8 protein-coding genes are annotated in these 12,351 nt (G+C 43.0%); 3 read left to right on the top strand and 5 right to left on the bottom strand.

Annotation, left to right across the window (positions count from 1 at the left end; genetic code table 11):
• Positions 1–104: 104 nt before the first annotated feature.
• Positions 105–1,541 (bottom strand): arylsulfatase, encoded by a 1,437-nt coding sequence (locus R7H07_RS05200; RefSeq protein WP_225478180.1) that lies wholly within the window; start codon positions 1,539–1,541, stop codon positions 105–107.
• 247 nt (positions 1,542–1,788) lie between these two features.
• On the opposite strand from R7H07_RS05200, the gene R7H07_RS05195 reads away from it, so the two are divergent.
• Positions 1,789–3,306: an arylsulfatase gene (locus tag R7H07_RS05195; RefSeq protein WP_005377761.1), complete on the top strand. Its 1,518-nt coding sequence runs from the start codon at positions 1,789–1,791 to the stop codon at positions 3,304–3,306.
• 107 nt (positions 3,307–3,413) lie between these two features.
• Here the strand turns inward: R7H07_RS05195 and R7H07_RS05190 are convergent, their stop codons facing one another.
• The 3 genes from R7H07_RS05190 to R7H07_RS05180 form a co-directional block, all read right to left on the bottom strand.
• Positions 3,414–4,412 carry an HAD family hydrolase gene (locus R7H07_RS05190; protein WP_005385672.1) on the bottom strand — a complete coding sequence of 333 codons (999 nt, stop codon included), beginning with the start codon at positions 4,410–4,412 and terminating at the stop codon, positions 3,414–3,416.
• A gap of 162 nt (positions 4,413–4,574) precedes the next feature.
• Positions 4,575–5,672, bottom strand: a complete 1,098-nt coding sequence (locus tag R7H07_RS05185; protein WP_065274487.1) for a hypothetical protein — start codon at positions 5,670–5,672, stop codon at positions 4,575–4,577.
• 53 nt (positions 5,673–5,725) lie between these two features.
• The gene (locus tag R7H07_RS05180; RefSeq protein ID WP_206959194.1) at positions 5,726–7,051 is read right to left on the bottom strand and encodes an anaerobic sulfatase maturase; all 1,326 of its coding nucleotides are present in this window, start codon (positions 7,049–7,051) and stop codon (positions 5,726–5,728) included.
• 238 nt (positions 7,052–7,289) lie between these two features.
• Between R7H07_RS05180 and R7H07_RS05175 the strand changes: the two genes are divergently transcribed.
• Positions 7,290–8,018, top strand: a complete 729-nt coding sequence (locus R7H07_RS05175) for a formylglycine-generating enzyme family protein (protein WP_372081184.1) — start codon at positions 7,290–7,292, stop codon at positions 8,016–8,018.
• Between the two features lie 45 nt (positions 8,019–8,063).
• Here R7H07_RS05175 and R7H07_RS05170 read toward each other — a convergent pair whose 3' ends face one another.
• Positions 8,064–10,394 (bottom strand): tetratricopeptide repeat protein, encoded by a 2,331-nt coding sequence (locus tag R7H07_RS05170; protein WP_065274484.1) that lies wholly within the window; start codon positions 10,392–10,394, stop codon positions 8,064–8,066.
• Positions 10,395–10,783: 389 nt separating this feature from the next.
• Here R7H07_RS05170 and R7H07_RS05165 point away from each other — a divergent pair, with 389 nt between their 5' ends.
• Positions 10,784–12,349 carry an arylsulfatase gene (locus R7H07_RS05165; protein WP_005377767.1) on the top strand — a complete coding sequence of 522 codons (1,566 nt, stop codon included), beginning with the start codon at positions 10,784–10,786 and terminating at the stop codon, positions 12,347–12,349.
• Positions 12,350–12,351: the final 2 nt, after the last annotated feature.

Here is a 12,351-nt window from a genome sequence, read left to right as displayed (position 1 = left end):
GACTGTTCAAATGAAACTAGAAAAAACATGGCCCTAAATGGCTCTAATGAGATATTGAACCAAAAACATACCTCATGTATGCGAGAAAGAGCCATTGGGGTAAACTACTTCTGGCGTAATCCATCCACTGGAAATTGATTGAAATTCCCCTTGCTACAATCGGGCTCATATCCAAATGGAGCAGGGAAAGGAATCGTATCGCAGCTTGTTGAAACGGAAGATTCAAACTTTACTCTCTTTCCTATCATGATAGGAAATAACCATGTGGCATTATTTCTTAAATCAAACTCCTCTTTAGGGTCATCAATCAAATTGTATATTTCAGGGATCTGTAATGGGCGCCCTTTCTCCGGCATGATATCTTGATCAATAAAGTGCATCTTGTAATTTTCCCACTTATAAGCGTAGGTTTCAGATCCATTGTTAACGATGAAACCATCTCGATTAGACTTTTCACTATCTCCCTTTAAAAAGGCCCACTGATCAATACTATCTATTGTTCTATCGCTTGGTAATTTGTATCCACCGACATGAGAAAGTGAGGCAAATAGATCCACAACATGGATAATTTCATCACTCACTCTGCCCGGTTTGATGTGGTTAGGCCAAGAGGCAATAAATGGTGTTCGGAGAGAGCCTTCAAGAGCCGTAAAGTACGCACCACGCCATGGTCCGCTAGAGCCTTGGTATGGCATATGCCACTCTGGACCGTTGTCAGAAAACCAAATCACTAGTGTATTGTCTTTAATTCCTGCTTTTTCTATTGCACCAATAACTTGCCCAGCTCGAAAATCTATCTCAGCTAACACATCTGAGTAATTTCCTTTGCCTGTTTTACCAATAAAATCAGGATGAGGTAGCGTCGGTAAATGTGGTTGAGTAAAAGTAATTACAGAGAAAAATGGCTTATTCTCTTTCACATTTCGATTTATAAAATCTGTGGCATGTTCAACTAGCTCACTGTCAATCGTTCTACGTGAGTCCAAATTATATTCTTTGACCCCTTTAGGATCCTGCCCTGCTCTAGCTGAAAGGATTTGAGGTTTAGGTAATATAGCTTTATAACCGGGTTGAGAGCTATATTCTGACTCATCCGTCGTATTTGCAATGCCATACCATTCATCAAAGCCTTGATCCGTTGGAAAGCGCCCTTTTTGGTCTCCCAAATGCCATTTCCCGTAAAGGCTCGTGTTATATCCTTGTTCCTTAAACTTCTCTGCAATGGTTATCTCCCAGTTCACCATACCGTAAGGCACTCCCCAAACAACCTTATCTGTCCCAGATCTAAGCGCTCGCCTCCCCGTCATGAATGAGGAGCGAGTTGGCGTGCATTGCGGTTCCACATTAAAATTAGTAAGGCGTACACCTTCTCTAGCAAGTTGATCTAAGTTTTTAGTTTCAACACCTCTGGTACTCCCATAGGAACTTAGTTCCCCCCACCCAAGGTTATCAACCAACATTACCACGACATTTGGTGTCTCTTCCGCAACCACTTCTAACGGGATACATAGAAACAGGATAGTTGCTAGTTTATTTTTCATAGTGTCGCCTTTCATTGAAATTCAATCCTGTAAGTGCGTCTTATCACACTTAAAACACACTAAAGTCTAGTCCATGTTAGTTAACATTTTTGAAAAACAGGGATTACTTGGAAGCAACAAAAAACCTCTACTATATTCAACTGACTACATTGTCTCATTTGGTGTCATCTCACTCGACTTCGCCATGATGAACACAATTAGTAACGTTATATAACGATAATGGATTCATTTATCGCGGAGGATTTTCATGCGAAACTCGATTAAAAAGGTAATGGCATTGGTCGGTACATTAGCTGCGTCCACAGCCTTTGCTGCCGATAAGCCCAACATCCTTGTGTTCTGGGGTGACGATGTAGGTGTATACAACATTAGTGCATATCACAATGGTATGATGGGAGGGAAGACTCCTAACATTGATAAAATCGCCAATGAAGGTGCCATTTTCACAGACGCTTACGCACAACAGAGTTGTACTGCCGGACGAGCCTCATTTATTCTGGGTCAACATCCGTTTCGTACCGGTCTATTGACTATTGGTATGCCCGGCGCAAAAGAGGGTATTCAATCGAAAGATCCTACTATCGCAGAGTTACTTAAAAATCACGGCTATGTGTCTGGTCAGTTTGGTAAAAACCACCTTGGTGATCAAGATGAGCACCTACCAACTAACCATGGGTTTGATGAGTTCTTTGGTAACCTATACCATTTAAACGCGGAAGAAGAGCCTGAGTCTGAGTTTTATCCAAAAGATCCAGAGTTTCGTAAAAAATTCGGACCTCGAGGCGTGTTGAAGGCGACTGCGGATGGCAAAATCGAGGACACAGGTCCCCTTACTCGTAAGCGTATGGAAAACGTAGACCGAGAGTTCATGGATGCTAGCTTGGCCTTTATGGAAAAAGCAGTAAAAGAAGACAAACCATTCTTTATTTGGCATAACTCAACCCGTATGCACGTCTGGACACATTTGAGTGAAGAATATCAAGGGAAGTCAGGTTACGGCTTATACGCCGATGGCATGATGGACCTAGATGATCAAGTAGGTGTCATGCTTGATAAACTTGAAGAGCTAGGCGTAGCAGATAACACCATTGTTGTTTTTAGTACTGATAATGGCGCTGAGAAATTTACCTGGCCAGATGGTGGTACTACACCGTTCAAGGGCGAAAAAGGTACGACTTGGGAAGGCGGATTCCGCGTTCCGATGATGGTACGCTGGCCTGGAAACATTAAACCAGGAACGGTTATCAACGATATCTTTTCACAAGAAGACTGGATGCCAACTCTACTCGCAGCTGTGGGCGAACCTGATGTGAAAGAAAAACTATTGAAGGGTCATAAAGCAGCGGGCAAAACCTTTAAAGCACATTTAGATGGCTACAACCAACTTGATCTGCTGACTGGTAAAGCTGATGAAGGCGCACGCAAAGAAATCTTTTACTTCGATGCTGGTGGTAATTTAAACGCCGTTCGTTATAAAGACTGGAAGATCCACTTCAGTATTATGGAGGGTGCCATTAATGAGGCATACCGCAAAACACCTAGTTGGCCTTTGATTGTAAACCTTCGTATGGATCCATTTGAGGTCGGTCCAGATGCAGCACTTTACGTCAGACATTTTTACGCTGATCAAATGTGGATGTTCGTTCCTGCTCAAGCTATCGTGCGTAAGTTCCTAGAGACATTTAAGGAGTTCCCTGCAACGAAAGGTAGCTCGTTAAGTATTGAAAAAGTGGTAGAAACAATGACACAGCAACCTAGAAACTAGACCCTAGGTATCGAAGCTATTGTGGAATTAACTAAGGCCTCAATTGTGAGGCCTTTTATTTCGTTGCAATTGTTTGGTTGCAGCAAGTTATGGTCAAACAAAGATTATCATTTAGTGCTCTCTTTAAACACTTGATTCCAATCTTGTTTCATATCGACAAATAGCCAACCTTGCTCTTCACCTACTTTAAACGATTTATCTAACTTACCAACATGCGAATCTTTATCATACGCCCATTCACGCTTGTCATCCGTGTGATGGATAATCGCAGAAAATCTTGGACCTGAACCTGCTTTCGTCCACTCTAACATCTGTAAATCACCATCAGAATTACCAAACGCCATTACCGGACGTTTGCCAATGAAGTTTTGAATCGTCACAGGCTTTACTGCTTTGTCATTGACAAAGTCTATTTCCGGCATGCGTTGGATGGTAGGTTTTCCATCAACACTTTGATATTCCGCCTTTAACGTCGTTCCCACGATGTTTTGCGTTGGAATGCCGTATACTTCCGGCGCCCAAACGCGCATAAATTCAATTCCGCCTCCAGAAACGATGTAGGTCTGATAGTCGTTCGCTCTTAAATAGTCGAGCAGTTCGAGCATAGGTTGATAGACCATTTCAGTGTATGGTCTACCCGTTGTTGGATGGACAGCCGTTTTCAACCATTCCTTAACTTCTTGATGAAACTGTTCAGTAGACATTCCAGAATGGGTTGCCATAACAAGCTTCATTACACCTTCGAGTCCTTGTTTACCAATCCCCTCCATGTCACCTTTTAATGCGGAAGCAAAGGGTTCGGTTGTCTTCCAATCAGGATGCTCAGAGGCCATTTCTTTTACTCTATCGATCGCAAAAAACAACTGTAGATAAACAGGCTTTTCTGCCCAAAGTGTTCCATCATTATCAAACGTCGCGATTCGTTGGCTTTCAGGAACATAGGAATCCGAACCTTGGGTCGTTGTTTTCGTAACAAACGCCATAATAGCTTGCTTAGCGTCAGTGTTGTTCCATGACGGAAGTGGATCTTGCATATCAGCAGCAACAGCGTAACTAGACAGAGCAAAACCTGTTGCTAAGACAATCGTCTTTAACTTTATAGCCATCTTAATTCCTTATATTGAGGTGTTAGGTGCGAATCCAATCAAAAGTATAGTTCAATTGAAACAGGCGCATATTGAACTGAAATATGCAACGGCCACCAAAAAGTGACAATGTCACCAATCTAGTCCACTATTTTATTAAAATAGAAACATGGAATTTAACGATTAGAGTTTAAATTCATTGGCTTCAACTGATGTAGGGGCACTTTTACGTCCCTTTTTCTGATTGAGCTCTTCAATAACATAGTCGGGAGCGACCTTCGTTAGCTCTGTTAAACAGTCATCCGTTTTAGGGTTGCCGTATCTAACATAGATGTCACACACGGCATACAATTGTTCTGGAGCACCGGATATCAAATACGCTTGCTCAAAAGCGTTGACAGACTTCTTCAAGTCTAACTCTTCTTGCAGAACACCATTTAAGTACCAAAAGTAACTGTTCGTCTTTGCCATCGTCGCAGCTTTGTCTATTTCAAACGCCGCTTCTTTCTTTTTGTCTAATCTAACCAAAGCGAGAGATTTAGAATAATGCAGCGAGGCATCTTCTGAATTTAGCTTGATACCCTCGTCAAGCACGTTGATAGCTTTTTGGTCTAGCTGTTGCGCTCGGAAGTTGTCTGCATAGCTTAACCAAACTTGAGGGTTGTTTGGCTCAAGCTTAGTTAACTCTGGGTATATCAGCGCCGCTTTATCCCAATCACGATGCCAACGGTAAACGTCTGCAAGTAATAACTTGGAAACATTATCGTTCTTACTGGACAAGTGTGCTGTCAGCTCTGAAACAGGCCCCTCAAGTGACTGCTGTTGCTCCGAACTCAAATTGGCGTAATCTCGAACGAGGTTAATCGCTGCTGTAATTCGCACCATGGCGGCGTCATCACTCAATAATGGTGAAATCAAACGCCAACGGTGCTCAATCATATATGGCTGTGCTCCCACGATCGCAGCTTCGCGAATACCTGCATCTTCATCCTGCAACCCACGGGCAACTGCAACCAATGCATTTTGGCTTGGATAGTTGGCTAACTCACGTAAAGCATCAATACGTTTTTCTGAAGACAACTTTTTATTTTGCGCATCATAAGACAGCTTTTCGACTCGTTGCGCCGGTGTCATTTGAGCTTCTTGTGGAGTGACAACCGTTGTCGGCGATACCTGGTCTGGGTCTAGCAATGTTGTTTCTTGTGCCACTGCTGTTTGACTCGCAGCAATGCCGATCGAGATCACGAGTAATGATTTAGAGAGCAGCTTAATTTTTTGCATTCAATAACCTATATTCTTTCATTTCCGGGCCTGTAGCAGGCGTAGTGACTATCTTAAAACTTCGTTTCAAACACAGTCTGTGTTTGAGTAGCTTGCTGGCGTAGAATCTGGTCACTGTATTTACCGTGAACCACTGGGTTACCTGTCGCTCGTAAGATGTACGCCATCGACTGATCAACATGGGTAAAAAACTTCTTCCAACCCGCGCAGAGATAATTAAGACCAGGCTCACCTTGCCTAGTACGGATAAAACGGTTTTTGGGACATTCTCCAAAACATGCAAATTGATAATCACATTGAAGGCACTGTTGGGGCAGCGTACGACTTTTAGCAAACCCAAATTTCTGCTGCTCAGAGCTATAAGCGAGCGTATCGAGCTTTTCGTGATGAATGTTTCCAACCTTATATTCTGGGTACACGTAATGATCACACGCAAACACATCACCATTAGGCTCCATTGCTAAGCCCTTCCCGCAGATTTCACCTAACGTACACAGTGGGTTTTTTCTGCCCATCCAGGTTTCGATACTGGCTTCAAAGTACTGCACAAACACGTTGCCGATATCGTGTAAAACCCATTCATTGAAAATCGCGATCAGAAAATTTCCCCATGCTTCATCCGCAACGCAAAAAGGCTCAATAACGGCATCTTTATGACCTGGGATCAACCGTTTATCTCCTTGCTTTAGTTGCTCGTTTGGCTCCCAAGTTTGAGGGGCGGTTGTTCTGAATGTTTTCTGCTCAACTATTGGAATAAACTGCATTTGAGGGGAGCGTACTTTATCTCGCAAGAATCGGTACACTTCAAGTGGGTTACGTCCGGTCAAGTTGTTAACACAAGTGAGCGTAGCAAACTTTACTTCGTGCTTATGTAATAATTCAACCGCATTCATAACTTGCCGGAATGTGCCTCTACCAGCTCGGTTTGTTCGGTAAGCGTTGTGCATCATTTCTGGGCCATCAATGCTTAAACCGACGAGAAAGTTGTTCGCCTTTAAAAACTCACACCATTCATCGTTAAGCAGTGTGCCATTAGTCTGGAGATCATTGGAGATCGTAATGCCATCGGGACGGTATTTATTCTGTAGCTCAACAATTGTCTTGAAATAATCCAAACCTAGCATTGTCGGCTCACCACCCTGCCAAGAGAAAATGATTTCAGGTGTATTCTGTCCCGCTATATATTGACGGATATAGGTCTCTAGCGTTTCCTCATCCATGACTGGTGAGCAGCCTGGCTTGTACTCAAGTAAATCTTGTTTGTTTAGGTAATAACAATAGGTGCAATCGATATTGCACACTGCACCGATAGGTTTCGCCATGACATGTAATCGCTTGGATGCTTTTCCATTGAACTGCGGACCTTGAGTTATGTGCATTCATCACCTTCTTAGTTGCTAGCCTGTGCCCAACGGCGTTAAGACTAATCATTAAGTTAATCGCCTAGTGTGATGATAATGTTCAATTATTCGTGGCGCTTGTTATAGTGTGTATAACTGTTTTTCATAGACTTGCTTGATAAAATTCTTTGATCATAAATGTTGATGGAGCTCCCCTATGAAGCATTCCAAAAGTAATACTCTTTACCTTGGTGCCGCTATTTCGATTTCGCTAATTATGACTGGATGTGCAACAACACAACCTAGCCCTCTTGCTCAAAAAATCGCTCAAGATATGGTTCTTATTGAAGGTGGACAATTTATGATGGGCTCGGATAATCCATCAGCAAATAAATCCGAGCGCCCGGCTCGCACCGTTCGCGTGGATGATTTCTATTTGGCAAAATTTGAGGTAACCCAAGAGTTATTCGAATCGGTTACAGGCTCTTCTCTGAGTTATTTTAGAAACCCAAATACGCCCGTGAATAACATTAGCTGGCAACAAGCCAATTATTTTATAAAGAAATTGAATGAAAAAACGGGAGAGCACTATCGTTTACCCACCGAAGCAGAATGGGAGTTTGCAGCGAAAGGGGGGAATCTAAGTCAAGGATTCACTTACGCGGGGTCTGATGATATTAACGACGTTGCCTGGTATGCCAGTAACTCAAACAATAAGGCACACAAGGTAGGTCAGAAAAAACCGAATGAGCTTGGCTTATACGATATGACGGGTAATGTTGGTGAGTTTGTTATTGATGCGTTTGATGAAGGCTATTACAAATCAGCACCAAGTGATAATCCGGTAAACGCAAAAGATGAAAAAGAAAGCCTGGCACACAAGTCTGTACGAGGTGGTAGCTTTGCCTATGATGCTGACGAATCCGAAAACTATCGTCGCGATTTTGCTAGCCAGTCAGTCATCATGTCCGACATGGGGCTGAGATTAGCGAAAGACGCTGATTAAACCAAGTAAGAAAAAGTGGAGCGATAAAAGCTCCACTTTTGGTAATTAGCTCCTATTGACCCCAACAATAGAGGCTTTAAGCTGATCAATAGCTTGTTTAGGTGCATAGTGACTAAGCTCTTGTATGCACCTATCGAAAGCAAAAGCGACAGCACCTTTTTTATGATTTCTCGCTAGAACCTCGCATTGAGCAAACAAGTGTTGTGGATTGCCACCGACTTCAAATGCTGTATGCAACGCTTTACTGGCTTCTAGAACATCGCTTTTTTCTAAAACTAGACCGTACACGTACCAATAATGCGCATTAGTTTCACCAATTTCTGCGGCGCGTCTAAGTAGCTTTTTCGCATCATCGGCTTTGCCTTGACGTAACAAAGAAAGACCTGCGCTGTATGGTAATGTGCTGGATTTAGGTTGAGCTTTCATCCCTTGTTGTAGCACCGTGATCGCAGCTTCTTCTTTACCTAGGTGGCGATACAAATCTGCTAGGTTAACGTAGCTATTTTCGAAGTAGGGTTCGATGCTGATCGCTTGTTTATACAGCTCGGCCGCTTTGTCGATTTCACCTAAGCTGCGGTACACATTCGCCAAATTGGTTCTTCCGAAACCACGATCGGCATTAAACTCTTGAATTTCCATGTACTCTTCTAAAGGCGATTTAATTATATCTTTTTGTAAAGGGGTCATTTGTGCGTAGTTCGCTACCAGCGCCGAGGCAGCTTCCGCTCTCACTGAAAGCACCGGGTCACCAAGTAATGGCTCTAGAATCCGCCACCGGTCATGAAATTCATAACCAGACGAGCCTGAAATTGCCCCTAATCGAACCATTTCATTCTCATTCTTAACGGCCCTAGCCAAAGATACTGTTGTATTTTGGTCAGTGTTGCCCCCCATTCTCTCCAGGGCTGAAGCACGAATAATGTCTTTTAACGACGAATCCTGAGCAGAGTATGCCAACGCATTTGCTGCTCCTTGATGACCAATTGAATCCGCATAAAATGCGACAGCAAAATGTTGTTGATTACGATACTTCGAATTCGGGTACCATTCTGCTATCTGTTCATCGGCCCATTGATTGCTTTTATCTTCATGGCATGACATGCAAACATTGGGCGTTCCAATGTGTTTGCTCAAATCCGGTCGTGGAATATGCCAACTGTGGTCTCTACGAGGATCGACTTGCATGTAAGTCGTTTCTGGCATGTGACAAGTCGTACATTGCGATGCTTCAGATTCAGCCTTATGAAAGGTATGCTTTTCAGGTGTATATTCCGATGCAATATGGCATTGCGAACATACTGCCTCTTCTGGGATCGTTAACTCTGCCGTGTGTGGATCATGGCAATTAGTGCACGTGACCCCTTTCTCCGCCATTTCAGATTGAAGAAACGAACCATAAACATAATCTTCGTCGTAAATCTGTCCATCATGATAGTAGAGTTCAGGTGTTATAAGGCTTAAGCGATATTTATCAAAAAAGGAACCTTTAACATGATCACCTGTTTCATTTAACTGGGTTCGGCGACTATGGCATTGAGCGCATGTTTGCACTTGATTGGTTGCTTCAATTGATTTCGGCTGTAACGTACTATGGCCTTCCTCAAACACCCAATCCAACACTGCTTTAGACAAATTTCGATCAAAGCCATAATGGCTGTCATGCTCAAAAGAAGTGCCAGTATTTTTGTATTTCTTGGCCAGTTCTATGTGCTGACTAGCGGGACCATGGCATGCTTCGCATCCCACATTAATCTCTGACCATGAGCTGTTGTAAGTGTTTTTGTCAGCGTCGTAATTCTTCTTTAGGTTCGTTGAATGGCAATCAGCACACATAAAGTTCCAATTTTGCCCGGTATTGGTCCAATAGAATTCATCCGTTGTTGTCGTTTCTGGATAAAGATGAAACCAACGCTGTCCCCCTTCAACTTTAGCTCTTGTGTCCCAAGCAAAAGGAATAAGCTGCACGCGGCCATCTTCAAACTCGACCATGTACTGCTGTAATGGCTCCCAGCCAAATGTATAGCTGATCTTATAGTCATGCCATTGCCCGTCAGCACCTTGAATATTGACCCAAAATTCGTCGCCTTTTTTAAAAAAACGATTAGGCATTCCTTTGTGTGTTACAACATGGTTATCAAAATTACCACGCACAGAGGTTGTACTTGCATGCTTCATGGCCATATCGTGATGTGACCCTTTCCAGGCCTCCACTTCGTTTTGGTGGCAATCTATACAAGCTTGTGTGCCAGCATATTCTGGATTTAAGCCTGAAGGAATATTTGGTTTCTCTGTTAATAACTCTTGAGAAAAAGCCATAAAACTGACAACAACGTTGACCAGCAATAAAATGCGAAACCGGCCTGCCCACTGACTCATAGATATCCTTATATTTATAATGTACAACCTAAATCAATATAGACACTAAATCACTGGTTATACAAATAATTACAAGCAATACATAACGACTTTAGTATTGCTTTAGGACCGTAAAACAAGCGAGCATCCTATTGTTTTTCATTTCCATCCCCCTCTTCTACTACGCAATAAAAATAAGGCTCTTCAGTGATCTAAATCTACTTTACGAATCTCTACAAACTAACAGAACAATCCTATTTCTTCTTAATTAACAAATGGTTACAACCTAGCAATAACTTATGGTTATATCGAGTATAAGAGGATTTTTCTATATACATCATTAACTTATGCAGCAACTAAGCATAAGGCTCACTTGTGCTTATCTTTACTCTCAACAATCTGGAGTTTTTATGGCAAATCAATTGAGCAAAATCGCTGTAGGCGCAGGACTGTTAGCGGCGTCCAGTGCTGCTATGGCAGCCGACAAACCGAATATTCTGGCAATTTTTGGTGACGATATCGGCTACTGGAATATCAGCGCATACAACCAAGGTATGATGAGTTACAAAACGCCAAACATCGACCGTATCGCGAATGAAGGTGCGTTGTTCACAGATCACTACGGACAACAGTCTTGTACTGCTGGTCGCGCGGCCTTTATTACGGGTGAAGAGCCATTTCGTACGGGTTTGTTAACAATTGGTATGCCAGGCTCTGACCACGGCATACCTGATTGGGCGCCAACCATTGCAGACCTGTTAAAAGAACAAGGTTACATGACGGGTCAATTTGGTAAAAACCACTTAGGTGACCAAGATAAGCACTTACCGACAAAACACGGCTTTGACGAATTCTTCGGTAACTTATATCACCTAAACGCAGAAGAAGAACCTGAAACTTATTACTACCCTAAAGACCCAGAGTTTCGTAAAAACTATGGCCCTCGTGGTGTCATTAAGTCTTATGCCGACGGTAAGATTGAAGACACTGGCCCGATGACACGAAAACGTATGGAGCACGCAGATGAAGAGTTCCTAGAGAGCTCTTTGGCATTTATGGAAAAAGCAGTTAAGGCGGATAAACCCTTCTTTATTTGGCATAACGCCACTCGTATGCACGTTTGGACTCGCTTGCAGGAAAAATACCAAGGTAAATCAGGTGTAAGCATTTATGCCGATGGTATGCTGGAACATGATGATCATGTAGGTGTTTTACTCGACAAGCTGGATGAGCTAGGTGTTGCAGACAACACTATCGTTATCTACTCAACGGACAACGGCGCAGAAACCATGACTTGGCCAGATGGTGGCGCAACACCATTCCATGGTGAAAAAGGTACAACTTGGGAAGGCGGTATGCGTGTTCCTCAACTGGTTCGTTGGCCAGGCGTCATTAAGCCAGGAACCAAGATCAATGAAATGATGGCACACCAAGACTGGTTGCCTACATTATTGGCAGCTGCTGGCGTACCTGATGTAAAAGAAAAACTGGCAGAAGGCTACAAAGCAAATGGCAAAGAATGGCGTGTGCATTTAGATGGTTACAACTTCATGCCATACTTTGAAGGTAAGGAAGAAAAAGGCCCTCGTGAGTCGCTGCTTTACTTTACGTCTAATGGTGAATTAAACGCTGTCCGCTGGAATGACTGGAAACTTCACTTTGCAACGCTTGAAGGGAACCTAAGTAACGCCGTTCGTTTTGCTCCGAACTGGCCTAAAATCATCCACCTACGCGCTGACCCATTCGAAAAAGGCCCAAGCGAATCACAAATGTACTTGCGTTGGATGGCTGACAACATGTGGCTATTTGTACCTGTACAAGACGTTGTGGGAGAGTTCTTTAAAACACTTCCAGAATACCCAATGCAACGTGGCACAGCGATGAACCCTGCTTCACTAAACTACGACTCTCTAAAAATGCAAGAGAAGCTGCAACAACTAGACAAAGTTGAACAAGAAATCAGCAAGTTTAAGTAAAC

Source organism: Vibrio sp. Vb1127 (genome assembly GCF_033338735.1).
GTDB lineage: Bacteria > Pseudomonadota > Gammaproteobacteria > Enterobacterales > Vibrionaceae > Vibrio > Vibrio alginolyticus.
Note: the sequence above shows the minus strand (reverse complement) of the source record. Positions and strands in the feature narration are given on the sequence as shown.

What these genes read in the sequence shown, in the direction of transcription:
- R7H07_RS05165 (WP_005377767.1), top strand. Translation starts at nt 10,784, where the DNA reads ATGGCAAATCAATTGAGCAAAATCGCTGTAGGCGCAGGACTGTTAGCG.
- R7H07_RS05180 (WP_206959194.1), bottom strand. Translation starts at nt 7,051, where the DNA reads ATGCACATAACTCAAGGTCCGCAGTTCAATGGAAAAGCATCCAAGCGA.
- R7H07_RS05185 (WP_065274487.1), bottom strand. Translation starts at nt 5,672, where the DNA reads ATGCAAAAAATTAAGCTGCTCTCTAAATCATTACTCGTGATCTCGATC.
- R7H07_RS05175 (WP_372081184.1), top strand. Translation starts at nt 7,290, where the DNA reads ATGACTGGATGTGCAACAACACAACCTAGCCCTCTTGCTCAAAAAATC.
- R7H07_RS05170 (WP_065274484.1), bottom strand. Translation starts at nt 10,394, where the DNA reads ATGAGTCAGTGGGCAGGCCGGTTTCGCATTTTATTGCTGGTCAACGTT.
- R7H07_RS05200 (WP_225478180.1), bottom strand. Translation starts at nt 1,541, where the DNA reads ATGAAAAATAAACTAGCAACTATCCTGTTTCTATGTATCCCGTTAGAA.
- R7H07_RS05195 (WP_005377761.1), top strand. Translation starts at nt 1,789, where the DNA reads ATGCGAAACTCGATTAAAAAGGTAATGGCATTGGTCGGTACATTAGCT.
- R7H07_RS05190 (WP_005385672.1), bottom strand. Translation starts at nt 4,412, where the DNA reads ATGGCTATAAAGTTAAAGACGATTGTCTTAGCAACAGGTTTTGCTCTG.